Raw genomic sequence first — 26,359 nt, 5'->3', positions numbered from 1 at the left:
CGTCAAAAATGAAACTCACCGCAGCATCGCATATAATCTTATCCGGCGCAAAGGCGAAATATTAAGCTATGGTTAGGATTTATAGCGATGCCCGTTGTTTAAGCAACATCCAAAATGGCGAATTGTTCCCCATCTCGGATGCTCAAATTCCATACAGATCCGTGAACTTGTTTTCTAGGTAGGTCAGCAACGGTGCCTCGGTCGGCGGCTTTCCGCAAGCGCGGGTGATTACCTCACGCGGCTCGTAAAGGCCCCCATGCTTTTGCACGTTCTCACGCAGCCAACCGGTAGCAGCACTCGTATCCCCCCTTGCCAAGGCTTCGTCGAGATCGGGTACGGCCTCCCGCAAAGCCTCGTGAAGGCATCCGGCATAGACATTGCCGAGGCTATAGGTCGGGAAATAGCCCAGAAGCCCGACCGACCAATGCACGTCCTGCAAGACACCGTTTGACGGACGGTCGACCGGATAGCCGAAATCAGCTTCGAAGCGATCGTTCCACGCCGCTTCCAACCCGTCGACCTGCAGGTCGCCCGACATCAACGCCCGTTCAAGATCGAAACGTAACAGAACATGGAGATTGTACTGAAGCTCATCCGCCTCGGTTCGAATGAAACCATCGGACACACGGTTGACGATCCGGTAGAAAGTCTCGGCATTCGGTACGCCGAAATCGCCATAGACCGCCGTCATCTCACCAAAGAGCCACCCGGTGAAGGCGCGGCTGCGGCCGATTTGGTTTTCGTAGATGCGGCTTTGGCTTTCATGCACCCCCATCGACACGCCCCGGCCCAAAGGCGTCAGCAGATAGGCGCTATCGATCCCCTGCTCATAGGCCGCATGGCCAACCTCATGCACGGTGGAATAAAAGCAGTTGAACGGGTCGACGGCATTGGTTCGCGTGGTAATCCGGACGTCCAGCCCCGATCCGGAGGAGAAGGGATGCACGGCCTTGTCGATGCGCCCGGTGGCCGAATCATAGCCAAAACGCCGCGCCAGTTTGGCGGTGAGGGTCATCTGCGCCGCTTCATCAAAGACCCCTTCCAACACCGGCGGGGCTTCGGCTTCGCGGACGGCGGCGCGCAGTTCGGAGAGCTTTGGCCGCAGCGCGCCAAACATGGCTTCGAGGTCCGCCGCCGTGGTGCCGGGCTCGTAATCCTCCAACATCGCGTCATAAATCTCGATCTCGCGCCCTTCGGCCAGTGCGGCCCCCTCTTCGCGTTTGAGCGCGATCACTTCTTTCAAAGTAGGAGCGAAGGCCGCGAAGTCATCGGCGGCGCGGGCCTCGGCCCAAGTGCCTTGGGCGGCGGAGGTGACGCGGGCGATGCGCGCCGCCAGATCGGCGGGAACGCGGGTGGCACGATCAAAGTCGCGCTTGATGTGGCGCAGGTTCGCCTGCCCGACCGCATCCAACGCAGCGGGCTCGATCTGGGCCAGCCAATCTGCGATGCGCGGGTCGATGCGGCGGGCGTGGAGGACGCTTTCCATCGCCGCCATCTCCTCGGCCCGCTGCGGGGCCGCGCCCCGCGGCATGACCGTTTCTTGATCCCAGCCCAAACGGCCTGCGACCTGTGCCAGCGCCTCGGTGTCGCGCTGGAAAGCCATCAAATCATCATATGCAGTCATGTCTCAGCCTCTCAGCGATGTGGCGACGGGATAGGCCGCGAGGAAACGCGCGCGCAGGATCAGCACCCAAAGCAGCACGGCCAGCGCCTGATGCGCGAGCGCCAGATGCACAGGCGCGGCATAGAGCACGGTGGTGATGCCCAGAACCACTTGCAAAGACAGCGCCGCCATCACGGCGTTGAAAGCAAAGCGCGTGCGGGCATGGGCCGAGCGGCGACCGCGCAGCCAGACGACCACCCCGAAAGCGAAAAGCAGATAGCCCGCCATCCGGTGCATGAACTGCACCAACCCCGGGTTCTCAAAGAAATTCCGCCATGTCGGCGTGATGTCGAATGCCTCGGGCGGGAAGAACTGCCCCTGCATCAACGGCCAATCGACGAAGTAGCGCCCCGCGTCAATCCCTGCGACCAAGGCGCCCAGCAGGATCTGCAGTGCGGCGAAATGCAACAGACCCGTTGCCATGCCGAATTGCTTGGCCTCCTTGGCGCGGCGGGCCTGAATCAGATCGCGTTCGCTGCGACCCAGCAAGAGCACATACCATGTGATGAAACCGAGGATGACAAAGGCCAGCCCCAGATGCGTCGCCAAACGGTAGGAGGCCACATCCGTCACCCCCTGCCCACTGGTCACACCCGAGGCGACCATCCACCAGCCAATCGCCCCCTGCGCGCCGCCCAAAGCGCCGATAAAGAGCAGCCGTTTGGTCCAGCCGATAGGGATTTGCCGGCGCAGGAAGAAGTAGAGAAAGCCCAAGACCCAGACGAGGCCGATCACCCGGCCAAGCTGCCGATGCCCCCATTCCCACCAGTAGATGCTTTTGAAATCAGAGAGTTCCATCCAGGAGTTCTGGACCTGAAACTCGTCGATCTGCTTGTATTTCTCGAATTCTGACTGCCAGTCGGCCTCGTTCATCGGCGGCAAGGCACCGGTCACCGGGCGCCATTCCGTGATGCTGAGGCCGGAGTCAGTGAGCCGCGTGAGCCCGCCCACGGCGATCATGACAAAGACCAACGCAAAGAGGATCATCAGCCAGACCCGGATCGGCCCGCGCGCGCCGCCCCGGCCCTTGTCGATCGTGCCGGTTTGCACCGGTGCACGGCTGGGTTGGTCGGACCCGACCTCTTCAAACAGTTTGCGTTTCTCCGCCATGGCGCGCCTCTTTTTCCGTTTGGATAGAGTGGTATGACATGGGCAGAGAAAGGTCTAGCGGGGTGGGTTATGTTGCCGCATGCGCCGCCAACCCCGGCCCGGAATCAAGCCGAAGGCGCCGGGCCATCGCCTGCCCGCCCCACGGGGAGGCGATTTGGCAAGGACAGGCGCGACACTGCGGCAAAGCATTGATGCTGCACCATAAAGTGGCAGAAAAACCTTCAGGATCGCCACCCCACGGGCAGCCGATGGCCCTCAGCCCTTCTCCTTCCAGCGGACCATTTGCCGCAGGATGCCGTGCAACATCTGCACATCCGCCCGCGTCAACGGCATCCGCGACCACATGTTGCGAAGGTTGAGCTTCATCGAGGCGACCTTATGCTCGGGGAAGAAGAACCCGGCCTCGGTCAATTGCTCCTCGTAATGCCGCGCCAAATGGTCAACCTCGGCGCCCTTGGCCCAATCGGTGCCCGCCATCTCGACGACCTCATGGGTCACCTCGCCCTGCGCCCGCATCCATTCGTAAGACATCAACAGCACGCATTGCGCGAGATTGAGAGAGGCGAACTTCGGATTCACCGGGACCGAGACGATGGCATTGGCCTGCGCGATATCCTCATTCTCAAGCCCTGCCCGCTCGGGTCCGAACAGCACCGCAACCCGTTGGCCCGCCGCGATTTTCTTTGCCGCCAGCCGCATCGCGGCTTCGGGGCTGTAGACCGGTTTCGTCAGATCGCGACTACGCGCCGTGGTGGCAAAGGTGAAATCGCAATCGCCAAGCGCTTCGGGCAGATCGGCGCAATGCTGTGCCTCGTCCAACAGCCGCCCCGCCCCCGAGGCCATGGCCACGGCGGATTGGCTCGGCCAGCCATCGCGCGGGGCCACGACCCGCATGTGATCGAGGCCGAAGTTCCACATTGCGCGCGCCGCAGCGCCGATGTTCTCGCCCATCTGAGGGCGGACAAGCACGATGGCCGGGATCGGCGCGGGCTGAACGGGGGAGGATGATGTCTCTGTCATGCGCGCCTCATAGCCCCTGCGCCGCAGCACCGCAAGAAAGCCCGCGCGACACACGCATATCCGTTTTCTTTTGCAACGCCCTGCGCTAGTCAGGCTCCCAGACCCGATTAAGGCCCATGACTCGATTAGGCCCCAGACTCGATTAAGGACAGTGACCATGGACGCGCCAGAACAGCCGCAGATTTACCTTATCACCCCGCCCGAAGTTGAGCTGAGCCAATTCCCCGCGCAACTCGCCGCCGTGCTCGACGCCCATCCGGTGGCCTGTGTGCGCATGGCGCTTTCGACCCGGGATGAAGACCGCCTCGCCCGCGCCGGTGATGCGCTGCGCGAAGTGACCCATGCGCGCGACGTGGCCTTGGTGATCTCGGATCATCTGCTGCTGGTCGAAAAGCTCGGCCTTGACGGCGTGCACCTGAGCGATGCCGCCCGCACCGTGCGCCATGCCCGCAAAGAGCTGGGCGATGATGCCATCGTCGGTGCCTTCTGCGGCACATCGCGGCATGAGGGGATGGCGGCTGGCGAAGCCGGGGCAGACTACATCAGCTTTGGCCCGACCCAAGCCAGCGCGCTCGGCGATGGAAGCTTTGCCGAGGCCGATCTGTTTCAGTGGTGGTCCGAAGTCATCGAAGTGCCCGTCGTCGCCGAAGGCGCGCTCGACATCAACATGATCCGCGATCTCGCCCCCCGGACTGACTTTTTCGGCATCGGGACCGAGATTTGGGACAAGGACGATCCGGTGGCCGAACTCGCCACCCTGATCGCCGCCATGCAGGGCTAAGCGGCCCCTAGGGCAGCCCGGTCAAGGGCTGCCCGTTCGCTTACAGAAACACCCGTTCGATGAACCAATAGGCCCCGATCGCCGCGATGACGCAGGAGGCGGGAACCGCGATGGCCCGGCGGTACCAATCGCGATTCATCGCCCAGCCGACCAGTACGAAGGCGATGGCGATCACTGCCAGCTGCCCCAGTTCCACCCCGATATTGAAGCCGATAAGCGCCGGCACGAATTGCCCCGCAGGTAGGCCGAAATCCCCCAGCACTGAGGCGAAGCCAAGTCCGTGCAACAGCCCAAAGCCAAAGATCACCAAGGGCCGCCAGCGGTTTAGGGCGGAGTGAAAGATATTCTCGACCGCGACATAGGTGATTGAGGCGGCGATCAGCGGCTCGACGATGGCACCGGGCACGTTAACCCAGCCCAAAGCGCCGAGCGCCAGCGTGACCGTATGGGCCAGCGTGAAGGCGGTGACCTGCCAGATCAAAGGCCGCAGACGGGTCGACAGAAAGAACAGCCCCAAGACAAAGAGGATGTGGTCCAGCCCTTTCGGCAGGATGTGATCGAAACCAACCGGAATGTAGCTGACGAAAGCTTGCCAACCGCTTTGAGCATCCCCGCCCGAAAGCGTGATCTCGGGGCTCGTCTCGCCCCCCGAGAGATACCCGGTATAGGGGTCCGCGACCCCTTGCTGGCGCAGTACCAATGCGCCCGCGCCGTCGGGCCACGTCACCTGTACTTGCGCGGCGCCTGCCGGCACCGCGCCCTCCAGCCGCCATTGACTGTCGCGCGGCAGTTCGGCGTCCACTCCTTCGGGCACCTCGAGTGTCACACTCTCCAACGGCACGGCGGCGCCATCGATGCTGAGCAGCGGCAGGCTGTTCCACTTCGGCAAAAGCTCAGGCGCGCGGTCGGCGATGCGCGCGGCGGGCAGGCTGCGCAACGCATCGTAATCGCCCGCATTCTCGGCATTGTCGGTGTCTTCGAGGGTATCGAGGTCGATGCCCGCCAAGAGCGCTTCGAGGTTGACCTCCAGCGCCAGCACCGCCCGTCCGTCGGCCACGGTCAGATCTGCGATGGTGGGTTTGACCTCATGCGCCTGTGCACCCGCGCCTGCCGAAAGCAGTACCGCGCTTGACAACAGCCACAGCAACGCCAGCTTGGTTCTTAACAAAATGAAAGTTCGCTTCATGAAACTGTCCCAGTTGTCCGCTATTATTTTCAGTATCTTATCGGCAGCGCCTGCCTTTGCACATGAATACTGGCTGTCGCCGGTGAACTATCAAGTGGAAAGCGGTGAAAAGATCGCGGCGCATTTTCGCAATGGTGAGGAATTTACCGGCGCGGCCTTCCCCTATCTGCCTAACCGGCTCACGCGTTTTGAGGTCAAAATCGGGGGGCGAGAGGTCCCGCTATCGCCGCGCGCGGGCGACAGCCCTGCCCTGAGCCTCCCCGCGCCCGAGGGTGACGCGCTGGTCGTGGCGGTGGCCGAAACGACGCCCTCCAAAGTCACCTATGAGGACTTTGACAAATTCCTCCGTTTCGCCGCGCATAAGGACTTCCCTAAGGCTGAGAGCGATCACCGCGCGAACGGATGGTCGACCGATAAGGTTGTCGAAAGCTACACCCGCCACGTCAAGACCCTGATCGCCCTCGGCGCGGGCACGGGGCAGGATGCGCCCACCGGCATGGCGACGGAGTTCGTGGCACTAACGAATCCCTATGACCCAGATTTCGCGGGTGAGATGAAGGTGGCACTCCTTTATCAAGGCGCCCCCCGCCCCAACGCGCAGATCGAAGTATTCGATCGCGCTCCGGATGACAGCGTCGCCATCTCCCTCCACCGCACCGATGCGGCAGGCGAAGCACTGATTCCGGTCACGGCGGGGCATGAGTACCTCTTTGACGCGGTGGTGCTGCGCCCGGCGGCAGAGGCGCAGACCGGCCCGGGCTACGACCCCGATCAACCGGTCTGGGAAACGCTCTGGGCGGCGCTGACATTCGCGGTGCCACAATAACGCCGCTTGCGCGTGGGGAGATTTGGCGGCTAGAAGCGCCGCATGACCAAGACAGCTGACATCCTTTGCATCGGCTCCGTCCTTTGGGACGTGATCGGCCGCTCTGAAAACGCCATGCGCCAAGGCTCTGACATGCCGGGGCGGATCACCCGCCTGCCCGGCGGCGTGGCGCTGAACATCGGCATGGCGCTGGCGCGCTTTGGGCTAACGCCGGCGCTGCTTTCCGCCGTGGGGCGCGATGCCGAAGGGGATGAGTTGATCGCCGCCTGCGCCCTGCGCGGGCTGATCACCGATCACGTCTACCGCTCGGACGATCTGCCGACCGACCGTTACATGGCCGTCGAAGGGTCCAACGGGTTGATCGCCGCGATTGCCGATGCCCATTCGCTGGAGGCTGCGGGCGACAAGATCCTGCGCCCGCTGGAGGATGGCAGCCTGCCCAGCCCCTATGAAGGGGCCGTGGCGCTTGATGGCAACCTGACCGTCGAACTGCTGGCCCGCATGGCGCAAAGCCCGCTGTTGGCAAGGGCCGATCTGCGCGTCGCGCCCGCCTCTCCCGGCAAGGCGCTACGGCTGACACCCTTCCTCAAAGCGGGACGCGGTACGCTTTATGTGAACCTCGAAGAGGCCGGGCTACTCTGCCAGTCGAGCTTTGACGATTCCCCAACCGCCGCCCGCGCCCTGCTGGCCCGTGGCGCACGCCGCGCCGTGGTGACCGACGGCGGCAACCCCGCCACCGTGGGCCAAGGCGACGAGATCATCACCCTCACCCCGCCGCAGGTGCATGTCGCCCGGGTCACGGGTGCAGGCGATACATTCATGGCGGCCCATGTGGCCGCTGAACTTGGCGGTGCCGTTGCGCAATCCGCCCTCAAGGCAGCACTTGATGCCGCCGCCCTTTACGTTTCCGGAGAGACCAAGATATGACCACCGCCACATCCGCCCTGCCCCTGACCTTCAGCGCCGAGGTGGCCAAGGCCCGCGAGAACGCCGCGCCGATCGTGGCCTTGGAAAGCACCATCATCACCCATGGCATGCCCTATCCGCAAAACCTCGAAGTGGCGCGGCAGGTCGAACAGGACATCCGCGACGCTGGCGCCGTTCCCGCCACCATCGCCGTGATCCGTGGCGCGCTGCACATCGGTCTGGACGATGACCAGTTGAGCGATTTGGCCCAGGCCAAGCATGTGGCCAAACTGTCGCGCGCCGATATGGCCGTTTGCATCGCCTCGCGCGGGACAGGTGCCACCACCGTCGCCGCCACCATGATTGCGGCCAATCTTGCGGGCATCGAAGTCTTCGCCACCGGCGGCATCGGCGGCGTGCATAAGGGCGCGGAAGACAGCTTTGATGTCTCCGCCGACCTCATGGAACTGGCACAAACCCCCGTCACCGTCATCGCGGCGGGCGCCAAGGCGATCCTCGACGTGCCGAAGACGCTGGAAGTGCTGGAAACCCAAGGCGTGCCGGTCATCACCGTGGGCCAAGACAGCTTCCCCGCCTTCTGGAGCGCAGGCTCGGACCTGCAATCGCCGCTGCGCCTCGATGATGCCGCAGCACTTGCCAAAGCCCACCGCACCCGCGCCGCCATGGGCCTGCCCGGTGGCCAGTTGGTGGCCAACCCGATCCCCGCGGCAGAGGAAATCCCCGCCGCCGAACTCGCCCCGATCATCGCGCAGGCCCAGTCCGAGGCCGATGCCCAAGGCGTCCACGGCAAGGGCGTGACCCCCTTCTTGCTGCAACGCATCTTTGAGCTGACCGAGGGCCGTTCGCTGACCGCCAATATCGCACTGGTGCGCAACAATGCCCGGCTGGGGGCCAAGATCGCCGCAAACCTCGTCAACCTGCCGCGTTAAAGGCGAAAAACACCGCGGAGCCATTGCCGGGCCGGGGCATACGCCTTAGCTATGTTGCGATTAACTCTTCGGAAAACGGCGCAGATGAACACACCTTTTGATCCCGACCCAACGCAGGTTCGGCGCAGCCTTGTCGCAAGGCTGCGCGCGTCTTTCCTGACCGGTCTGGTCGTGATTGCGCCTGTCGGGCTGACCATCTGGCTGATCTGGAGCGTGGTCGGCTGGATCGACGGTTTCGTGCTGCCGCTGGTGCCCAAAGCCTACCATCCCGACCGGCTGCTCCAAGATTTCTTGGGCCTCGACCCGTCGATGCAGTTCAACGTGCGCGGCCTTGGGGTGGTGATCTTTCTGATCTTCACCGTCATGGTGGGCTGGGCCGCGAAAGGGCTGATTGGCCGTTCGATGATCCGCTTCGCCGAAAGTCTGGTGGAACGCACCCCCGTCGTGCGGACGATCTATTCCGGCATCAAACAGATTTCCGAAACGATCTTCGCCCAGTCCGAGCGGAGCTTTGAGACCGCCTGCCTGATCGAATACCCACGGCGCGGCATCTGGGCGCTTGGCTTCATCTCGACCGAGGCGAAGGGAGAGGTCTTGGCCCGCACCAACGCGGGGGGCGAGATGCTCTCGGTCTTTCTGCCGACCACGCCGAACCCAACCTCGGGCTTCTTGCTGTTCCTGCCGCGGGAGGATGTGATCGAACTCGACATGAGCGTCGAAGACGCGGCGAAGCTGGTGATCTCTGCCGGGCTGGTCTATCCGCCGCGCCCCGGTGGCGATCTCCCCGAGGCGCTGGCGCTGTCGGACCCTGAAAACTCAGCCGAACATCGCGGGTAGATCAACGCTGCTGCGCTGGTTCAGGTCGTCGAAGTGCTCAACAAGGAACTGATCCGCCGCTGCGACACCGGCCTCATGCAGCGCCCGTATCACCGCCGGGTTGGGCATCAGCTTTGTCGCCACTGATAGCTGCGCCATCAGCGCGTCGTCGGCGATCATATGCATGTGCACCCGCTTCATCCGACCCTCTGGCAAGGTGCCATCCGCGATCAGCCGCTGGACGAATTCAATCGCCCGCATCTCGCGCAAGAGGCTGGAATTAAAGCTGATCTCATTAATACGGTTCTGGATCTGCTGCGGCGTGACCGGCAGGTCTTCGCGGTCGAGCGGGTTGATGTTCACCACCACGATATCTTCGGGCAGGTCATCGCGGAACAGCGGAAACAGCGCCGGGTTGCCGGTATAGCCCCCGTCCCAAAACGCCTCGCGCTGGCCGGTCTGGGCGTCGTCAATCTCTACGGCCTTAAAGATCGTCGGCAGACAGGCTGAGGCGAGCAATGCATCAGGCCCGATCTCATCCCCCTCAAACACCCGGATCTTGCCGTTGCGGACCCGTGTGGCGCAGACGAAAAAGAACGGCGGCTTATGCGCGCCCACTTTGCCATAGTCGAACCGGGCCACAACATCTTCGAGCGAATTGCGATAGAACGGGCCGTAAGCATAGGGCGACACGACACGCGTGAGCGAATCCGAGATCGCCATGGGCAGCGAATATTCCATCGCCTGACTGAGCTTGTCCAAACCGAAAGGCGCCAGCCAATGCGACAGCCGCAGGTCCGAAATGCCCGAGACCTGCGACCAAAGCCAATCGAGATTCTCCCGCGCGCCCTCGCGCCCGCCTGCGATCATCCCCGATTTCAAGGCCGCGCCGTTCAGCGCCCCCGCCGAGGTGCCCGAGATCCCGCAGATATCCAGATCGTCCTGCTGCAACAGCCGGTCGAGCACCCCCCAAGTGAAAGCGCCATGGGCGCCGCCGCCTTGGAGGGCGAGGTTGATGCGTTTCTTGACCGCCACGGCGCTTACAAGGCCGTCCAGCCGCCATCGACACTGATCGTCGTGCCGGTGATCTGCGCCGCTGCATCCGAGCACAGGAAGGTTGCCGTGCCGCCCATCTGTTCAACAGTGGCGAATTCGCGCGACGGTTGCCGGGTGAGCATGACCTGTTCGATCACCTCTTCGCGGCTCATGTCGTATTCCTTCATCGTGTCGGGGATCTGCTTCTCGACGATCGGGGTCAGCACATAGCCGGGGCAAATGGCGTTGCAGGTGATCGGGTCTTTCGCCGTCTCCAGCGCTGTGGTCTTGCTGAGGCCGACAATCCCGTGTTTCGCGGCGATATAGGCGGATTTATAGGGCGATGCCGTCAGACCATGGGCCGAGGCGATGTTGATCACACGACCCCAGCCCGCTTTGCGCATCATCGGCAGCGCTTCGGCGGTGGTGTGAAAGGCCGACGACAGGTTGATCGCGATGATCGCGTCCCATTTCTCGGCCGGAAACTCAGGGATTGGCGCGACATGCTGGATCCCTGCGTTGTTCACCAGAATGTCACAGGCCCCCGCTTCGGCAATCAAACGCCGACACTCCGCCCCTTTGGACATGTCGGCCTTGATGTAGCGGGCCGTTACGTTGCATGTCTGCGCAATCTCCTGCGCCAGCGCATGATCCGCCTCGTCATCGGTATAAGAGTTCAACAAAACATCGGCCCCGGCCCGCGCCAATTCCCAGGCGATGCCCAGTCCGATTCCAGAGTTCGATCCCGTGATGACGGCTGTCTTGCCGGACAGGTCGATGGTGAAAGCCATGGCGCGTCTCCTTGTTCATGCTGCGCCTGCATCATGTACTGCGCGCGCGCCAAAGGGAAAGGGTTTGCGCGAAGGAGCTTAAGGGTCGGTGAAAATTGGCCAAAAAAAAACGCCCGCGCGAGGCGGGCGTAAGTTATTGAGGCAGGTTTCATACAGGCAAGAAACCTATCGAGCAGTGACCTCTGTATACGCCTTTCACGCTCACAATCCAAGCTAAAAGTTTGATAAGGCGAGAATCCGCGGGTATGGAATAACTCCAACAAAATAAGGGCAGATCGTGATCGTTTCAAAAATGAGCTGGGAATTTTTCTCGAAAGCACGGGGCGTTGCGGCCCTTTCTTCACTGATTCTGCTCTCGGGGGCGGCATCGGCCGCCCCGCAACATGGAATCGCCATGTATGGCGACCCTGCTTTGCCGGCCGATTTTGACGCCCTTCCTTATGTGAACCCCGAAGCCCCCAAGGGGGGTGAGATCGTGCTGGGCAATACCGGGGGATTCGACAGCCTCAACCCCTTCGTCCGCAAGGGCACCGCGCCTTGGCAGTTGCCGCATTTCACCCATGAAACCTTGATGGGGAGGTCCTGGGATGAACCCTTCGCGCTTTACGGCCTGCTGGCCGAGACGATCGAGGTGCCCGAGGACCGCGCGTGGGTGGAATTCACCCTGCGCGAGGAGGCGCGGTTTTCCGATGGCACGCCCGTCACCGTCGAGGATGTGATCTTTTCCTTCGATTTGCTCGGCACCGAAGGCCATCCCCGCTACCAAGGGCTGCGCCAGCAGATCGACAGCATCGAACAGACCGGCCCGCGCAGCCTGCGGATGACTTTCAACAGCGACAATCGCGAGCTTGCCCTGCTCGCCGGGATGCGCCCCATCCTCAGCAAGGCGCAATGGGAAGGGCAGGACTTTGCCAATGCCCCCCTGTCCGAAATTCCTTTGGGCAGCGGCCCCTATACCATCACCGACTATCAGGCGGGCCGCCATGTCACGCTGACGCGCAACCCCGATTACTGGGGCGCCGACGTGCCCTTTCGCCAAGGCACGCATAACTACGATGAGGTAAAGATCGACTTCTACGGCGATGCCAATGTGCTCTTCGAAGCCTTCAAGGCCGGCCAAATCTCAGCCGTGCGCGAATTCAACGCCGAGACTTGGGCGACGCAATACGACTTCCCCGCGATCACCCGGGGCGACGTGGTGAAATCGACCTTCCCGCATAGCAAACCGTCGGGCATGACCGGCTTTGTCATGAACGCCCGCCGCGCGCCTTTCGACGATTGGCGGGTGCGCGACGCGCTGATTTCGGCCTTCAACTTCGAGTATATTAACGAGACGTTGACCGGCGGCACCCTTCCCCGGATCACCTCTTATTTCTCGAACTCCGACCTTGCCATGCGCGACGGTCCGGCGTCAGGGCGGGTTTTCGATCTGCTGGCCGATTACGCCGACACGCTGCCGCCCGGCACGGTGGATGGCTATCGGCTGCCGGTGGGTGACGGCTCTGCCCGCAACCGCGCGGGCATCCGCGCCGCGATGCAGCAGTTGAATGCCGCAGGTTACGAGGCCGAAGGCGGCGTCATGCGCCGGGGCGACGGCACGCCGCTGACCTTTACCATCCTTCTGTCCAAGGGAAGCCGGGAAAACCTCGCGATTGCAGAGCTTTACACGCAGGCCCTCAAGCGACTGGGCATCACCGCCGAGATCGAAACCGTGGATGATGCGCAATTCGTCGCACGGCAGAACAGCTATGATTTCGACATGACAACCTTCCGCCGCGCCCTGTCGCTCAGCCCCGGTACGGAGCAGCGTTTCTACTGGGGGTCGGAGGCCGCCGATCTGCCCGGCACACGCAACCTCATGGGCGTGCGCTCTCCGGCGGTGGATGCGATGATCGACAGGATGCTGCAGGCCCGCGAAACGGCGGATTTCGTGGCCGCCACCCGCGCGCTTGACCGGATCCTGACGGCGGGGCGCTATGTCATCCCCTTCTGGCAGTTCGACGAAGGTCTGATCGCCCATGACGCGCGCATGGCCTACCCCGAGACGATCCCGCTTTACGGCGATGGGCCGAACTTCATGCCCGAGGTCTGGTGGTGGCAACCCGCGGAAGGGTCAGACCAGTGAGGTCACCCAGAGGATCGTCGCATCCTCATCGCTGAGCGAGACAACGTTATGCCCCATGGTGGCGTCGTAATAGGCGCTGTCGCCGCGGCGCATGTCGACGGGTTCGTAGAACTCGGTAAACAGCCGCACCATGCCGGTCAGCACATAGAGGAACTCCTCCCCGTCGTGGCGCACCCAGCCGTCGAACTCCTCCATCCGGCGGGCGCGGATGCGGGCGCGGTAGGGCAGCATCTGCTTCTTGCGCAACGCATCGGCCAGCAGGACATGCTCATAGGTGCCGGTGGCCTTGGGCGCGCCTTCCTCGGCGCGGGTCACGGCCATGCGGCCGGTGATCTTCTCCCCCGCGGGCGGGGTGAAAAGCTGCGGCACGGTGATCTCTAGCCCCACGGCGAGCTTCTTCAGCGCGTCATAGGTGGGCGACATCAACCCGTTCTCGATCTTGCTCAAGGTCGAGCGCGCCAGCCCCGCCTGCCGCGCGGCCTGTTCCAGCGTCCAATTACGCGCCTTGCGCAATTCGCGCACCCGTGCCCCGAGGTCCACCGGCGGGGCGGTCTCGCTCGCCCCGTTTTCGCGGGCGATCTGGATCAAAGATGGCGGCGGGCGATCTGTCATGGACCTGCTATAGCCGCGCCCCCTGCCGCTTGCAACGCTGCCCGCTTGCGATGCGTCGCCGTGCCCGCTATGCCCGGGGGGCTTTAACAAAGGGGTGTCCCATGGCCGATGCGATCAAGCTTGATATCATGTCCGATCCGATCTGCCCGTGGTGCTACATCGGCAAGGCGCATCTCGACCGCGCGCTGATGGACCACCCCGATCACCCCTTTGTGATCGAATGGCACCCGTTCCAGCTCAACCCCGAGATGCCGCGCGAGGGCATGGACCGACGCGCCTACCTCGAAGCCAAGTTCGGCGGCAAGGAAGGCGCCGTCAAAGCCTATGCACCGGTCGTCGAACACGCCGAAAAGGCGGGGCTTGAGATCAACTTCGAGGCCATGCAGCGCACGCCTAACACGCTGGACGCGCACCGTCTGATCCATTGGGCCGGGATCGAAGGCCGCCAGACCGCAGCCGTCTCTGCCCTTTTCAAAGCCTATTTCGTCGATGCCCGCGATATCGGTGACGCCGAAGTACTGGCCGATATCGCCGACAGTATCGAGATGGACGCCGCTGTGGTCACCCGCCTGCTGAAATCCGATGTCGATGCGCAGGACATCCGCGACCGTGATGCCCATAGCCGCAAGATGGGCGTGAACTCGGTCCCGACCTTCATCGTTGCCAACACCCATGCCGTCCCCGGCGCGCAGCCGCCCGAGCTATGGGCGCAGGTCATTGCCGATCTGACCAATCAGTAGGACTAAACAAGGCGGCAATCATTGCCAAGTTAAGCGTTCTCGACTATCGAGAGCGCAACCACAAGTTATTCCCTGAATCCTGCCCAAACGGATCCGCCGTTCGGGACAATCGCCGGAGTGCGCCTTCGTGACCACCGAAAAACCAGAATTCTCCATGGGGCGGATCGAATTCGTCGGCCTTATCGCGATGATGATCGCCACCATCGCCTTTTCCATCGACGCGATGCTGCCCGCCCTGCCCGAGATCGCGGCGGAACTCTCGCCCGAGATGGCCCACCGCGCCCCGCTGATCCTGACAGCCTTCGTGCTGGGCATGGGGCTGGGCACATTCTTTAGCGGCGCGCTGTCGGATGCATTCGGCCGCCGCAACGTGGTCTTCGGCGGAGCGGCGCTCTATTGTCTTTCGGCCTTCGTCGCTTGGATGAGCAACTCTCTCGAAGTCATGCTCGTGGCACGCATCTTCCAAGGGCTTGGCGCCTCTGGCCCGCGTGTGGTGGCCGTGGCGATCATCCGTGACCTCTACGCGGGGCGCGAGATGGCGCGGATCATGTCGGTGGTGATGATGGTCTTCGCGCTGGTGCCCGCCTTGGCCCCGATGCTGGGCGCGGGCATCATCCTGACGGCGGGCTGGCGCGCGATTTTCATCGCCTTCATGGCCTTCTCGCTCATCTCGGTCATCTGGATGGCCCTGCGTCTGCCCGAAACCCTCGCCACCGAAGACCGCCGCCCGTTGCGGGCGCGGCTGATCATTGGCGCGGTGCGCGAGTTGGTGGGTCACCCCACGGTGCGCCTGTCGATCCTCGTGCAGTCGCTTGCCATGGCGATGCTCTTTTCGATGCTGATGCTGGTGCAGCCGATTTATGACACCGTCTATGGCCGCGGCGAAAGCTTCCCGCTGTGGTTCGGCGGCATCGCCGTGGTGGCGGCCAGCGCCAGCCTGATCAACGCGCTTTTGGTCGTGCGCTACGGCATGCGGCGGCTGGTGACCATCGCCTTGGGCGTGCAAATCCTGCTGTCGGGCGCCATGTATTTCCTCAACCTCGGCGCCCTGCCCGACCCTTACGGCTTCGCCGCATTCGTGTTCTTCCAGACCTGCCTGTTCTTCCAAGCGGGGCTGACATTGGGCAACCTCAACGCCATCGCGATGGAGCCGATGGGCCATATCGCGGGCATGGCGGCTTCGGTCGTGGGGGCAATTTCCACCGTATTGGCGGCGCTGATCGCCTCCCCGGTGGGGTTGATGTTCGACGGCACGACCAAGCCGCTGGCGCTGGCCATGCTGCTGATGGCAATCGCGGCCTATGCGCTGATGCTCTACATGGGTCGGGTGGAAAACCGGCAGCCGGCGGCGGCGGAATAACCGCCGCCTTTCGAAGGGCTTAGCCCTTCGCCTTGGCCTTTTTCGCAGTCTTTTCCTTGGCGATCACATGTTCGGCCAAATCGCGTGCGATGGCAAAGGCGCCTTTGATCTTATCGGCATCCGTCTTCCAATCCCTGCGCACGACGATCTTGTTGTCCTTGACCTTGGCCAGCCCGCGCTGGTCCTGAATGAACTTCACCAACCCCTCGGGCGAGGCGAACTTGTCGTTGTGGAACTGGATCGTCGCGCCCTTTGGCCCGCCGTCGAGCTTAGCGATCCCGGCGCGTTTGCACATCGCCTTGATCCGCACCACCAGCATCAGCGTGTTGACCTCTTTCGGCAGTTTGCCGAAACGGTCGATCAACTCGGCGGCGAAGCCTTCCAGCTCGACCTTGGTCGAAAGCTCGCTCAGGCGGCGATAGAGGCCAAGCCGCACGTCAAGATCGGGCACATAGTCTTCGGGGATCAGCACCGGAACGCCAAGGTTGATCTGTGGCGCCCATTGCTCGTCGGCCTCGAACAACCCCTCAAGTTCGCCCGCCTTGATCTTGGCGATCGCCTCTTCCAGCATGGACTGATAAAGCTCGAAACCCACGTCGCGCATCTGGCCGGACTGTTCTTCGCCCAGCAGGTTGCCCGCGCCGCGAATGTCGAGGTCTTGGGAGGCCAGCGTGAAGCCCGCGCCGAGCGTGTCGAGGCTGCCCAGCACCCGCAGGCGTTTCTGGGCCGTGTCGGTCAGCTTGGCGCGTGGCTTGGTCGTGAGATAGGCATAGGCGCGCGTTTTTGAGCGCCCCACCCGGCCCCGGATCTGATAGAGCTGCGCCAGCCCGAACATATCCGCGCGGTGCACGATCATCGTGTTGGCGGTGGGAATGTCGAGGCCGGATTCGACGATGGTCGTGGCCAACAGAATGTCGAACTTGCCATCGTAGAAGGCGTTCATCCGGTCGTCGAGCTCGCCCGGTGCCATCTGGCCGTGGGCGACGACGTAAGAAAGCTCGGGCAGTTGGGCCTTCAAAAACTCCTCGATCTCGCGCAGGTCACTCACGCGCGGCACCACGTAGAAGCTCTGCCCACCGCGGTAATGCTCACGCAAGAGCGCCTCGCGGATGGTCACCGCGTCGAACTCGCTGACGTAGGTGCGGATCGACAGACGGTCCACGGGCGGCGTGCCAATGATCGACAGATCGCGCACGCCGGTGAGCGACAGTTGCAAAGTGCGCGGGATCGGCGTGGCGGTCAGGGTCAGCACGTGGATATCGGTGCGCAGGGCCTTCAGCCGCTCCTTATGGGTGACGCCAAAGTGTTGTTCTTCATCAATAATCAAAAGGCCGAGGTCGTTGAAACGAATCCCCTTTGCCAGCAGCGCATGGGTGCCGATGACGATATCTACCGTGCCCTTGGCCATCCCCTCACGCGTTGCCGCTGCTTCCTTGGCCGAGACGAAACGGCTGAGTTGCCGCACGTTGATCGGGAAGCCGCGGAAGCGTTCCGCGAAGCTCTTGTAGTGCTGCCGCGCCAGCAATGTCGTCGGCGCGATCACCGCCACCTGCACGCCCGACATGGCCGCGACGAAAGCCGCGCGCATCGCCACCTCGGTCTTGCCGAAACCCACATCGCCGCAGACCAGACGGTCCATCGGGTTGCCGGAGGTCAGATCGTCGATCACATCACCGATGGCGCGGAGCTGGTCGTCGGTTTCCGTGTAAGGGAAACGGGCCGAGAAGGCGTCCCACATGCCCGGCGGCGGGTCGAGCACGGGCGCTTTACGCAGGCTGCGCTCTGCGGCGATGCGGATGAGCTTGTCCGCCATCTCGCGAATGCGCTCTTTGAGCTTGGCCTTTTTGGATTGCCATGCGCCGCCGCCGAGCTTGTCCAAAAGCCCTTCCTCATGGCCGTAGCGCGACAGCAGTTCGATATTCTCCACCGGCAGGTAAAGCTTTGACTGTTCGGCGTATTCCAGCACGAGGCACTCATGCGCGGCGCCTGCGGCGGTGACGACTTCCATCCCGTGATAGCGCCCGATGCCGTGGTCGACATGAACCACCAGATCGCCGGGGCTGAGGCTTTGGGTCTCGGTCAGGAAGTTCTCGGCCCGGCGCTTGCGTTTCGGCGCACGGATCAGCCGGTCGCCCAGCACGTCCTGTTCTGAGATCACCGTCATCCCCGGCGCCTCGAACCCATGCTCCAGCGCCCAAACCGCCAGATGCAGCCCGCGCTTGCCGATGCGAGTGGCATCCATCACCGGGATCGCCTCGGCCAGACCTTCGTCTTCGATCAACCCGGTCAGGCGCTCCCGCGCGCCTTCGGAGTAGCTGGCGATCAGCACCGGCCCAACTTCAAGCTTTTCTTTAATATGCGCAGCCAAAGCACCGAAAAGACTTACGGATTCCTGCTGACGCTCAGGGGCGAAATTGCGTCCGAGCCGCGCGCCGGCATCCAGCACTCCCGGCCCCGTGGGCTGCGGTAGCGGGTTGAACTGGATGACGCGGTGATCCAGCAACGCTTGGGTCCAAGCCTCATCGGTCAGGTATAGCCCGTCCGGCGGGGCGGGTTTGTACACGCTGTCCATCTTCGAGCGCGTCTTCATCGCCAGTTTGCGGGTCTCATACTGGTCGGCGATGGTTTCCCACCGCGCAATCCGCATCGGGGTCAGTTGGTCGTCCAGAGTGACCGTCGCCTTGGGCAGATAGTCGAAAAGCGTTTCCAGATCGTCATGGAAAAACGCGAGCCAATGCTCCGCACCCTGATGTTTGCGGCCCGCGCTGATCGCCTCGTAAAGCGGATCGTCGGTGCCCGCTGCACCAAACTCGATGCGGTAGTTCTGCCGGAACCGGGTGATCGCGGCCTCGTCGAGGATGACCTCGCTCACCGGGGCAAGCTCGACCAGATCGAGCTTTTCTGTGGTCCGCTGCGTCGCCGGATCAAACCGCCGCGCGCCATCCAGCACGTCGCCGAAGAGATCAAGCCGCACTGGGCCAAGATCGCCGGGCGGGTAAATGTCGATGATCCCGCCGCGCACCGCGTAATCGCCCGGCTCCATCACCGTGGGGCTTTGCACAAAGCCCATGCGTACCAGAAACGCGCGCAGCGCCTTTTCGTCGATCCGGCTGCCCACGCGGGCGGCAAAGGCCGCGTCGCGCAGGGTGTCACGGGCGGGGATGCGTTGGCTGGCCGCGTTCAAGGTCGTCAGCAGGACGAACTGATCGGGCATCCCGTGCACCAGCGCCGCCAGCGTCGCCATCCGCCGGGCCGAGATATCGGCGTTGGGCGACACCCGGTCATAGGGCAGACAATCCCAGCCCGGGAAAGTGACGACCGGCATGTCGGGGGCGTAGAACCGCAAGGCAGCCTGCATCGCCGCCATGCGTTTGTCATCGCGCGCCACATGGACCACCGGCTGGCCGCCCTTGGCGATTTCATCGAGGATGGCGCGGGCATCATAGCCTTCGGGAACGCCGGAGAGGGTGATATTGCGCGGATCGTTCATCGGGTCTCAATTGGCCCTCGGAGGGGGGCTGTCAACCCGCCAGCGGGCCGATGCTTAGATTTTGATACATTCCCCAAAGCGCGGTCACGAAGATCGAGACCATGCCGATGATCTGGGTGTAAAGCCGGTGCCGCATCAATCGCCGCCGCAGCACCTCGCCGGTTGACCCTTCAATGCGAATGAGCCGCGCGGTCGACAGGCTCAAAAGCCCCACCAGCGAAATGGGAAAACCCAAGAGCAGCAAGGCTTGGGCGAATTCGATGCCATAGACGAACCCCAAGAGAACCAGAGAGGTCAACGCGAAGAACCCCAGCCCCAAGAGCCACAGCCCCGAGACCTGCGAGATATAGAGCATCCGGTTCACGTTGATCCGCACGATGTCTTCCAGATCGGCCTCGGCCTCTCCGCCATAGCGGCGGGCGCGCAGGACCATATCGAAGGGCACGCCCAGCACCCAGTGGCTCGCCGTTGACCACATCACAGCCAGCGCGATCCAGAACCAAAGGTTCGAGAAAGAGCGCATGTCGATCATTTCGAAAAGGGTTTGATACCAGTCCAAGGCGTGCTCGTCCGAATATTGAGTTCGGATCTCTTAGCGGTCCGGCGCGACAATTCATAGGGTTGAGGCGTTCAAAAATACATGGCAAGCCCGTGCCAAGCCATTCTGAGGTATAATTGATGCAACCCGTCCACGCCCCCTTCCCCGCCACACGCCTGCGCCGCACCCGCGCCAATGCCGGTATCCGCGCGCTGGTGCGCGAGAATGACCTGCACTTGGGCGATCTGATCTGGCCGGTTTTCGTGCGCGAAGGCGAAGGCGTGGAAGAGCCGATCCCCTCCATGCCCGGTGTCATGCGCCGCTCGGTCGACACGCTGGTCCCGGCGGTGCGTGCGGCGGCGGATCTGGGCATCGGCACGGTCTGCGTCTTCCCCTATACCGGGCCTGAAGACCGGACCGAGGATTGCGCCCGCGCATGGGATTCGCAGAACGCCACCAACCGCGCCATCGCCGCGATCAAAGAGGCGGTGCCGGAGATGGTGGTAATGACGGATGTGGCGCTCGATACCTATAATATCAACGGCCATGACGGTTTCGTCGAAGACGGCATCATCGTGAACGACCGCACGGTCGAGGCGCTGGTCAAGATGGCGCTGGCACAGGCCGAAGCAGGGGCGGATATCATCGGCCCTTCGGATATGATGGACGGGCGCATCGGCGCGATCCGCGCAGGTCTCGAAGAGGCCGGGCATCAAGATGTGATGATCCTGAGCTACGCCGCCAAATACGCCAGTGCCTTCTACGGCCCCTTCCGCGACGCGGTTGGTGCCTCCTCGGCGCTGACCGGCGACAAGAAGACCTATCAGATGGATCCGGCCAATAGTGACGAGGCGCTGCGGCTGGTGGCGCGTGACCTCTCAGAAGGTGCAGATATGGTCATGGTAAAGCCGGGGATGCCCTACCTTGATATTTGCCGCCGGGTGAAAGACGCCTTCGGCGCGCCAACCTTCGCCTATCAGGTCTCGGGCGAATACAGCATGATCAAGGGCGCGGCAGACCAAGGTTGGATCGACGGCGAACGCGCGATGATGGAGAGCCTTCTGGCCTTTAAACGCGCGGGCTGCGACGGCGTGCTGACCTATTTCGCCCCCGACGTCGCCCGGCTTTTGCTCAAAAGCGCGTGACCTAAGGGCGTAAATCTGCGCAAAGGGGCCAATCAACATGACAAGCCGCGTGATTATGCGTAATCTCGCGCATAAGTCGGGAAAACCGGCAGCAGGCAACCGATCTTAAATATACAGGCAGAAAAGATGACCAATCAGACATATAACCGGCGCTTCGTGACATTGGGCGCCCTTTCGGCGCTCGGCGCGACCGCGGCCTGCGGCAATGGCGTGGGCGGACGCGGCAGCGCGATGATCGACGCGCGCGTGGACGCGACACTGGCCGAGATGTACCGCGGCTATCCCAACACCCGGCAATTGGCCGAAAAGGCCAATGGCATGTTGGTCATGCCGCTGGTGACCGAAGCCGGCCTCGGCTTTGGCGGTGCCTACGGGCGCGGCGCGCTGCGCGTGAACGACGTGACGGTGGACTATTATTCGGTGACCAAAGCCTCGGGCGGCTTGCAGATCGGCGCGCAGCAATATGCGCATGTGCTGTTCTTCATGACCGAACCCGCCCTGCGCGAATTCCGCAGCTCGCCCGGTTGGGCGGCGGGGGCCGGACTGGAATATGTGATCTCCGACAAGGGCGACAGCGTCAGCGCGGATACCACCACCGTCATGGCCCCGGTTCTGGCCGCCGTCTTTGGCCGCGCGGGCCTGCGCATCGGCGCGACGCTGGAAGGCACGAAATACACGCGGATCATTCCCTAAGGGCACCCGCGCCTGCGGAAAGCGAACGCCCGGCTTTAAGCCGGGCGTTTTTGTCTGGGGCAATGGGCAAAACGGCCCGTCACGCGTTACCCGAGGTTCTGCAACCGTTTGAACAGGCTCGACGTATCCCAACGCCCGCCGCCCATCTTCTGCACGTCCTTGTAGAACTGATCGACCAGCGCGGTAACCGGCAGGCTCGCCCCCGTCTCATCCGCCGCATCGAGACAGATGCCCAAATCCTTGCGCATCCAATCCACCGCGAAGCCGTGATCAAACTTGTCGTCGAGCATGGTCTCATAGCGGTTTTCCATCTGCCATGACCCTGCCGCACCTTGGCTAATCACCTCGACCACGGCGCGGCCATCAAGGCCCGCCTTCTCGGCGAAATGCAGCGCCTCGGACAGGCCCTGTACCAGACCGGCGATGGCGATCTGGTTGCACATCTTGGTCATCTGACCTGCGCCGCTTTCCCCAATGCGGCGGCAAATTTTCGCGTAGACCTCCATGATCGGCAGCGCCCGGTCAAAAGCGCCTTCGTCGCCGCCGCACATGATCGACAACTGGCCGTTTTCCGCACCCGCCTGACCGCCCGAGATCGGCGCGTCGACAAAGCTCACCTGCGCCTCATCGGCGGCGGCATAAAGCTCACGCGTGACGGCCGCCGAAACGGTGGTGTGATCGACAAAGATCGCCCCCGCCGTCATGCCGCCAAAGGCCCCGTCATCCCCCAAACAGACCGAGCGCAGATCGTCGTCATTGCCCACGCAGGCGATCACGAAATCCGCATCCTTTGCCGCCGCACGCGGGGTCTTGGCCATGGCGCCGCCATAGGTTTTCACCCAGTCGTCCGCCTTGGCTTCGGTGCGGTTGTAGACGGTCACATCGTGGCCCGCCTTTTGCAGATGCCCCGCCATCGGAGCCCCCATGACCCCCAGTCCCAAAAACGCGAGCTTTGCCATGTGCTTTTCCTTGTCATTCAGTTGCGTTATTCCCTGTCATTACACCTACCACCCTGCGCGCTCCGGTCAATCTGCGCGCCAGTCGAGGATCCCCCGATGGCATTGATGTTTCGCTGGCTTATCCGATTGGCGGTGTTTCTCGTCGCGCTGAGCGTCGTGGTTTTGGTGCTGGTCTATTGGTTCGCCGCGCGGTCCCTGCCCGACTATGACGATACGGTCGAGGTCGCAGGCGTCAGCGCCCCGGTCGAGATCGTGCGGGACAATGCCAACGTGCCGCATATCTTCGGGCAGAGCGATGAGGATGTCTTTTTCGGCCTCGGTTTCGCCCATGCCCAAGACCGGCTGTGGCAATTGATCACCCTGCGCCGCACCGCGCAGGGGCGGCTGTCCGAGGTCTTCGGCACCGCCACGGTCACCACCGACAAGCTGATGCGGCGCTATGACATCTACCGCCTTGCCGTGGCGGCGGCGGATAAGCTCGACCCCGAAACCGAAGCGGCGCTTGAGGCTTATTCCGCCGGGATCAACGCGCGCCTCGACCAGATCAACACCGAAGCCTTGGGCCGCGGGGCGCCCGAGATGTGGCTCTTCAATGCGCCCATGGCCCCTTGGCGGCCGGCAGATTCACTCGCGATCACCAAACTCATGGGCCTGCAAATGTCGGGCCATCTGGAGGCCGAGGTGCTGCGCGCACGCGTGTCTTTGGAGTTGAGCGATCCGGACCGTCTGCGGGACATCCTGCCCGAAGCGCCGGGCAGCGGGGTCGCCGCCCTGCCCGAATATGCCGCCCTCTTCCCCAAGGTCAGCCGCCGCCACGCCGCCGCAGCGCCAGTGGCGCGCCACCCGCTGTCGCCCTTCAAACGGCAGGCCTTCGCCGGGGCTTCCAACGCTTGGGCCGCCGCGCCCTCCCGCTCTGCCGCGGGGGGCACGCTTTTGGCCAATGACCCGCATTTGGGCTTCACCGCCCCCGCGATCTGGTATCTCGCTCGGTTGGAGCTTGAGACCGGCGGCGTGATCGGTGGCACCATTCCGGGGATGCCGGTGGTGCTCACGGGTCGCAGCGCCGATCTGGGCTGGGGGCTGACCACTGCCTATGTCGACGATCAAGACGTCTATATCGAAGAGCTGAACCCCGACAACGCCGAGGAATACCGCACGCCCAACGGGTTCAAGAAGTTCCGCAAACGCGCGTCAATCATTAATATCGCCGATGCCGACCCGATCACCGTCACCCTGCGCTGGACCGACAATGGCCCGGTGCTGCCCGGGAGCCACTACAACCTTGGCAGCATCACCCCGCCAGGGCATGTGGCCGCTGTCGCCTCGACCCTCTTTACCGAAGAAGACACCTCGCTTGCCGCCGCGATGAAGGTGATGCGCGCGAAATCGGTGCAGCAGGCGATCAATGCCGCGACCGACTATGTGGCGCCCGCGCAGAACCTCACGCTTGTCGACCGCGACACCATTGCGATGAAGACCATCGGCGCCATGCCGCGCCGCGATGCCAATCACCAAAGCGAAGGGCGCATGCCCAGCCCCGGTTGGATCGCCGCCAACCGCTGGGACGGGATGCTGCCCTATACCGCGAACCCTGAGTTCATCGCCCCCGCAGGCGGCATCCTTGGCAATACCAACAACAAGACGGTCGACCGCCCCTTCCCCAACCATGTCTCCTTTGTCTGGGGCGACACGCAGCGGGTGCAGCGCTGGCAACGGCTGATGCAGAACCGCGAGGTGCACACACGCGACAGTTTCATCGAAGCGCAGCTTGATACCGTCAGCCCCACGGCCCGATCGCTGCTGCCGCTCATCGGCGCCGAGTTGTGGTTCACCGGAGAGGCCGCCCCCGACGGCACGCCGGAGCGCCAGCGCCAGCGCGCGCTCGACCTGCTTGCCGGCTGGTCGGGTGAGATGAACGAACACCTGCCCGAGCCGCTGATCTATGCTGCGTGGATCCGCGCCCTGCAGGACCGGCTGATCCGCGACGAATTGGGACCGCTGGCCGAGGAGTTCACCCATATTCAGCCGCTCTTCATCGAACGTGCCTTTCGCGATGTGCAGGGCGCCGCGAAATGGTGCGACGTGCGCCAATCCGCCCCGGTGGAAACCTGCCACGACATGGCCCGGCTGGCGCTCGACGACGCGCTTTTGTGGATCAACGAGACATGGGGCACACAGCTTGAATCGCTCCGCTGGGGCGACGCGCATCAGGCGACTCATGACCACCCCGTGCTGGGCGACGTGCCGCTTTTGCGCTACTTCGTGAACATCCGGCAGTCGACCTCGGGCGGGGACAACACCCTGCAACGCGGGCTGACACGCGGCACCGGCAAAGACCCCTTCTTTAACGTGCACGGCGCGGGCTATCGCGGCGTTTACGATTTTGCCGATCCCGACAGTTCGGTCTTTGTCATCTCCACCGGGCAATCGGGGCATTTCCTGTCGCGGCATTACGATGATATGGCGCAACTCTGGCGGCGGGGCGAATATATCCCGATGTCGCTGGACGCCGAACTGGCCCGCGCCGCCGCCGTGGGCGTGACCCGATTGGAGCCTGCCCAATGACCGCCCGCGTGATCTTGCTGAACAAACCCTATGGCGTGCTGTCGCAATTCACCGACAAAGGCACCGAAGGCAGCACCCGGCCCACCCTCTCCGCCTATGTCGATGAAAAGGGGTTTTATCCTGCCGGGCGGCTTGACCGCGACAGCGAAGGGCTTTTGGTGCTGACCGACCACGGCCCGCTTCAGGCCCGCATCGCGCATCCGAAATACAAACGGCCCAAGAGCTATTTGGTGCAGGTCGAAGGCACGCCGGATGCCGCGGCGCTCGACGCTCTGCGCAAAGGTGTCGAACTGAAGGACGGTCTGACAAAACCCGCCCAAGTGGATCAGATCGACGCGCCCGATCCACTTTGGCCGCGCGACCCGCCGGTGCGCTTTCGCAAAACGGTCCCCGACGCTTGGCTGCGCATCACCATCCGCGAGGGGCGCAACCGGCAAGTGCGGCGCATGACAGCCCATGTCGGCCTGCCCACCCTGCGGCTGATCCGCGAAAGCGTGGGCGACTGGACGCTGGCCGGGCTGCAACCCGGCGCATGGCGCTGGTCGACCGAGACAGGCCGTTAGGTAAAGGCGCGGGTGATCGCCACCCCCGCCGTCGCCGCCGTCCCGGTCAGGACCGAGCCCCAAGTGAAGTCGCGCGCGACCATGGCCCATGTCCAATCCTTGAGCGTCGCCAGATTGGTGAACTCATAGGTACCATAACCCATCGCCCCGATCAGCAACGCATTGCCAAAGACCCAGAGCAGCGAATGATCCTGCACCATCGCGGGCCAAGACACGAACCACAGCACCACGGCCACGAAGAAGGCGTAGAAGATAAGCGCCGGGGCCATGCGGAATTCATCCAACAGCCAGTTGCCGATATCACGCTCGAACGCGGGTTTGATGAAATAGGTCAGCCCGAGATAATCCAGCCCGAGGAAGATGACGACGGTTGAGATATAGAGGATGACGAGGGTCATGTGGCGCGCTCCGTTTTTGGTCATAGGACCATATGCGGCGCGGGGCGCGGAATTCGAGCGATTTGCGACGAATATTGCACAGACGCC

The 26,359-nt window shown here is 63.2% G+C and carries 23 protein-coding genes; 12 read left to right on the top strand and 11 right to left on the bottom strand.

Annotation, left to right across the window (positions count from 1 at the left end; all coding sequences use genetic code 11):
* Window positions 1–142 precede the first annotated feature (142 nt).
* The 3 genes from ACGYLX_RS04475 to ACGYLX_RS04465 all read right to left on the bottom strand — a co-directional run bounded on the left by ACGYLX_RS04475 (window position 143) and on the right by ACGYLX_RS04465 (window position 3,793).
* Window positions 143–1,624 (bottom strand): carboxypeptidase M32, encoded by a 1,482-nt coding sequence (locus ACGYLX_RS04475; protein WP_168613095.1) that lies wholly within the window; start codon window positions 1,622–1,624, stop codon window positions 143–145.
* A gap of 3 nt (window positions 1,625–1,627) precedes the next feature.
* On the bottom strand, window positions 1,628–2,773 hold the full coding sequence (gene ctaA, locus ACGYLX_RS04470) for a heme A synthase (protein ID WP_168613094.1): 1,146 nt from the start codon (window positions 2,771–2,773) through the stop codon (window positions 1,628–1,630).
* Window positions 2,774–3,028: 255 nt separating this feature from the next.
* On the bottom strand, window positions 3,029–3,793 hold the full coding sequence (locus tag ACGYLX_RS04465) for an RNA methyltransferase (RefSeq protein WP_168613093.1): 765 nt from the start codon (window positions 3,791–3,793) through the stop codon (window positions 3,029–3,031).
* Between the two features lie 157 nt (window positions 3,794–3,950).
* Here ACGYLX_RS04465 and ACGYLX_RS04460 point away from each other — a divergent pair, with 157 nt between their 5' ends.
* Window positions 3,951–4,574, top strand: coding sequence for a thiamine phosphate synthase (locus tag ACGYLX_RS04460; RefSeq protein WP_168613092.1), 624 nt, complete (start codon window positions 3,951–3,953; stop codon window positions 4,572–4,574).
* Between the two features lie 40 nt (window positions 4,575–4,614).
* Here ACGYLX_RS04460 and ACGYLX_RS04455 read toward each other — a convergent pair whose 3' ends face one another.
* A complete protein-coding gene (locus ACGYLX_RS04455; protein WP_168613091.1) occupies window positions 4,615–5,760 on the bottom strand; it encodes a HupE/UreJ family protein in 1,146 nt (381 codons plus the stop codon).
* Here ACGYLX_RS04455 and ACGYLX_RS04450 point away from each other — a divergent pair.
* The 4 genes from ACGYLX_RS04450 to ACGYLX_RS04435 all read left to right on the top strand — a co-directional run bounded on the left by ACGYLX_RS04450 (window position 5,744) and on the right by ACGYLX_RS04435 (window position 9,279).
* A complete protein-coding gene (locus ACGYLX_RS04450; RefSeq protein ID WP_168613090.1) occupies window positions 5,744–6,586 on the top strand; it encodes a DUF4198 domain-containing protein in 843 nt (280 codons plus the stop codon). The two genes, ACGYLX_RS04455 and ACGYLX_RS04450, sit on opposite strands and share 17 nt — an antisense overlap.
* A 42-nt stretch (window positions 6,587–6,628) precedes the next feature.
* Window positions 6,629–7,513, top strand: a complete 885-nt coding sequence (locus ACGYLX_RS04445) for a PfkB family carbohydrate kinase (protein WP_168613089.1) — start codon at window positions 6,629–6,631, stop codon at window positions 7,511–7,513.
* On the top strand, window positions 7,510–8,442 hold the full coding sequence (locus tag ACGYLX_RS04440; protein WP_394447560.1) for a pseudouridine-5'-phosphate glycosidase: 933 nt from the start codon (window positions 7,510–7,512) through the stop codon (window positions 8,440–8,442). The genes ACGYLX_RS04445 and ACGYLX_RS04440 overlap by 4 nt, the downstream gene beginning before the upstream one ends.
* An 84-nt stretch (window positions 8,443–8,526) precedes the next feature.
* Window positions 8,527–9,279, top strand: coding sequence for a DUF502 domain-containing protein (locus ACGYLX_RS04435; RefSeq protein ID WP_394447559.1), 753 nt, complete (start codon window positions 8,527–8,529; stop codon window positions 9,277–9,279).
* Here ACGYLX_RS04435 and ACGYLX_RS04430 read toward each other — a convergent pair.
* A complete protein-coding gene (locus ACGYLX_RS04430; RefSeq protein ID WP_394447557.1) occupies window positions 9,259–10,293 on the bottom strand; it encodes a patatin-like phospholipase family protein in 1,035 nt (344 codons plus the stop codon). The two genes, ACGYLX_RS04435 and ACGYLX_RS04430, sit on opposite strands and share 21 nt — an antisense overlap.
* Before the next feature lie 5 nt (window positions 10,294–10,298).
* Window positions 10,299–11,084, bottom strand: a complete 786-nt coding sequence (locus tag ACGYLX_RS04425; protein WP_394447555.1) for a 3-hydroxybutyrate dehydrogenase — start codon at window positions 11,082–11,084, stop codon at window positions 10,299–10,301.
* 394 nt (window positions 11,085–11,478) lie between these two features.
* Between ACGYLX_RS04425 and ACGYLX_RS04420 the strand changes: the two genes are divergently transcribed.
* A complete protein-coding gene (locus tag ACGYLX_RS04420; protein WP_394447553.1) occupies window positions 11,479–13,209 on the top strand; it encodes an extracellular solute-binding protein in 1,731 nt (576 codons plus the stop codon).
* Here the strand turns inward: ACGYLX_RS04420 and ACGYLX_RS04415 are convergent.
* Complete coding sequence (locus ACGYLX_RS04415; protein ID WP_394447552.1) at window positions 13,198–13,821, bottom strand: helix-turn-helix domain-containing protein; 624 nt, start codon at window positions 13,819–13,821, stop codon at window positions 13,198–13,200. The two genes, ACGYLX_RS04420 and ACGYLX_RS04415, sit on opposite strands and share 12 nt — an antisense overlap.
* Window positions 13,822–13,922: 101 nt before the next feature.
* Between ACGYLX_RS04415 and ACGYLX_RS04410 the strand changes: the two genes are divergently transcribed.
* The gene (locus ACGYLX_RS04410; RefSeq protein ID WP_394447551.1) at window positions 13,923–14,561 is read left to right on the top strand and encodes a DsbA family oxidoreductase; all 639 of its coding nucleotides are present in this window, start codon (window positions 13,923–13,925) and stop codon (window positions 14,559–14,561) included.
* Between the two features lie 154 nt (window positions 14,562–14,715).
* Window positions 14,716–15,921: a multidrug effflux MFS transporter gene (locus ACGYLX_RS04405; protein WP_394448087.1), complete on the top strand. Its 1,206-nt coding sequence runs from the start codon at window positions 14,716–14,718 to the stop codon at window positions 15,919–15,921.
* Window positions 15,922–15,940: 19 nt separating this feature from the next.
* Here the strand turns inward: ACGYLX_RS04405 and mfd are convergent, their stop codons facing one another.
* Entirely contained in the window at window positions 15,941–19,411 is a 3,471-nt protein-coding gene (gene mfd, locus ACGYLX_RS04400; protein ID WP_394447549.1) for a transcription-repair coupling factor, read from the bottom strand.
* Between the two features lie 31 nt (window positions 19,412–19,442).
* Window positions 19,443–19,970: a component of SufBCD complex gene (locus tag ACGYLX_RS04395; protein WP_394447547.1), complete on the bottom strand. Its 528-nt coding sequence runs from the start codon at window positions 19,968–19,970 to the stop codon at window positions 19,443–19,445.
* A 119-nt stretch (window positions 19,971–20,089) separates the two neighbouring features.
* Here ACGYLX_RS04395 and hemB point away from each other — a divergent pair, with 119 nt between their 5' ends.
* Window positions 20,090–21,094, top strand: a complete 1,005-nt coding sequence (hemB, locus tag ACGYLX_RS04390) for a porphobilinogen synthase (RefSeq protein WP_394447545.1) — start codon at window positions 20,090–20,092, stop codon at window positions 21,092–21,094.
* A 126-nt stretch (window positions 21,095–21,220) separates the two neighbouring features.
* Window positions 21,221–21,787, top strand: a complete 567-nt coding sequence (locus tag ACGYLX_RS04385; RefSeq protein WP_271693665.1) for a YSC84-related protein — start codon at window positions 21,221–21,223, stop codon at window positions 21,785–21,787.
* A gap of 86 nt (window positions 21,788–21,873) precedes the next feature.
* Here ACGYLX_RS04385 and ACGYLX_RS04380 read toward each other — a convergent pair whose 3' ends face one another.
* Window positions 21,874–22,746: an NAD(P)-dependent oxidoreductase gene (locus ACGYLX_RS04380; RefSeq protein ID WP_394401193.1), complete on the bottom strand. Its 873-nt coding sequence runs from the start codon at window positions 22,744–22,746 to the stop codon at window positions 21,874–21,876.
* Between the two features lie 96 nt (window positions 22,747–22,842).
* On the opposite strand from ACGYLX_RS04380, the gene ACGYLX_RS04375 reads away from it, so the two are divergent.
* Entirely contained in the window at window positions 22,843–25,311 is a 2,469-nt protein-coding gene (locus ACGYLX_RS04375) for a penicillin acylase family protein (RefSeq protein ID WP_394447543.1), read from the top strand.
* On the top strand, window positions 25,308–25,874 hold the full coding sequence (locus tag ACGYLX_RS04370) for a pseudouridine synthase (RefSeq protein ID WP_271687376.1): 567 nt from the start codon (window positions 25,308–25,310) through the stop codon (window positions 25,872–25,874). Before ACGYLX_RS04375 ends, ACGYLX_RS04370 begins: the two co-directional genes overlap by 4 nt.
* Here ACGYLX_RS04370 and ACGYLX_RS04365 read toward each other — a convergent pair.
* Complete coding sequence (locus tag ACGYLX_RS04365; protein ID WP_394447541.1) at window positions 25,871–26,272, bottom strand: DUF2177 family protein; 402 nt, start codon at window positions 26,270–26,272, stop codon at window positions 25,871–25,873. The genes ACGYLX_RS04370 and ACGYLX_RS04365 overlap by 4 nt on opposite strands.
* Window positions 26,273–26,359 lie beyond the last annotated feature (87 nt).

The sequence above is a fragment of the Sulfitobacter sp. 1A13496 genome (assembly GCF_043557225.1).
In the GTDB taxonomy this organism is placed as follows: Bacteria; Pseudomonadota; Alphaproteobacteria; order Rhodobacterales; family Rhodobacteraceae; genus Sulfitobacter; species Sulfitobacter faviae.
Note: the sequence above shows the minus strand (reverse complement) of the source record. Positions and strands in the feature narration are given on the sequence as shown.

Coding starts and splice junctions, on each gene's coding strand:
- ACGYLX_RS04475 (WP_168613095.1), bottom strand. CDS start 1,624: ATGACTGCATATGATGATTTGATGGCTTTCCAGCGCGACACCGAGGCG.
- ACGYLX_RS04435 (WP_394447559.1), top strand. CDS start 8,527: ATGAACACACCTTTTGATCCCGACCCAACGCAGGTTCGGCGCAGCCTT.
- ACGYLX_RS04385 (WP_271693665.1), top strand. CDS start 21,221: ATGACCAATCAGACATATAACCGGCGCTTCGTGACATTGGGCGCCCTT.
- ACGYLX_RS04380 (WP_394401193.1), bottom strand. CDS start 22,746: ATGGCAAAGCTCGCGTTTTTGGGACTGGGGGTCATGGGGGCTCCGATG.
- ACGYLX_RS04405 (WP_394448087.1), top strand. CDS start 14,716: ATGGGGCGGATCGAATTCGTCGGCCTTATCGCGATGATGATCGCCACC.
- ACGYLX_RS04365 (WP_394447541.1), bottom strand. CDS start 26,272: ATGACCCTCGTCATCCTCTATATCTCAACCGTCGTCATCTTCCTCGGG.
- mfd (WP_394447549.1), bottom strand. CDS start 19,411: ATGAACGATCCGCGCAATATCACCCTCTCCGGCGTTCCCGAAGGCTAT.
- ctaA (WP_168613094.1), bottom strand. CDS start 2,773: ATGGCGGAGAAACGCAAACTGTTTGAAGAGGTCGGGTCCGACCAACCC.
- ACGYLX_RS04415 (WP_394447552.1), bottom strand. CDS start 13,821: ATGACAGATCGCCCGCCGCCATCTTTGATCCAGATCGCCCGCGAAAAC.
- ACGYLX_RS04375 (WP_394447543.1), top strand. CDS start 22,843: ATGGCATTGATGTTTCGCTGGCTTATCCGATTGGCGGTGTTTCTCGTC.
- ACGYLX_RS04425 (WP_394447555.1), bottom strand. CDS start 11,084: ATGGCTTTCACCATCGACCTGTCCGGCAAGACAGCCGTCATCACGGGA.
- ACGYLX_RS04460 (WP_168613092.1), top strand. CDS start 3,951: ATGGACGCGCCAGAACAGCCGCAGATTTACCTTATCACCCCGCCCGAA.
- ACGYLX_RS04450 (WP_168613090.1), top strand. CDS start 5,744: ATGAAAGTTCGCTTCATGAAACTGTCCCAGTTGTCCGCTATTATTTTC.
- ACGYLX_RS04465 (WP_168613093.1), bottom strand. CDS start 3,793: ATGACAGAGACATCATCCTCCCCCGTTCAGCCCGCGCCGATCCCGGCC.
- ACGYLX_RS04440 (WP_394447560.1), top strand. CDS start 7,510: ATGACCACCGCCACATCCGCCCTGCCCCTGACCTTCAGCGCCGAGGTG.
- ACGYLX_RS04455 (WP_168613091.1), bottom strand. CDS start 5,760: ATGAAGCGAACTTTCATTTTGTTAAGAACCAAGCTGGCGTTGCTGTGG.
- ACGYLX_RS04445 (WP_168613089.1), top strand. CDS start 6,629: ATGACCAAGACAGCTGACATCCTTTGCATCGGCTCCGTCCTTTGGGAC.
- ACGYLX_RS04420 (WP_394447553.1), top strand. CDS start 11,479: ATGTATGGCGACCCTGCTTTGCCGGCCGATTTTGACGCCCTTCCTTAT.
- hemB (WP_394447545.1), top strand. CDS start 20,090: ATGCAACCCGTCCACGCCCCCTTCCCCGCCACACGCCTGCGCCGCACC.
- ACGYLX_RS04410 (WP_394447551.1), top strand. CDS start 13,923: ATGGCCGATGCGATCAAGCTTGATATCATGTCCGATCCGATCTGCCCG.
- ACGYLX_RS04370 (WP_271687376.1), top strand. CDS start 25,308: ATGACCGCCCGCGTGATCTTGCTGAACAAACCCTATGGCGTGCTGTCG.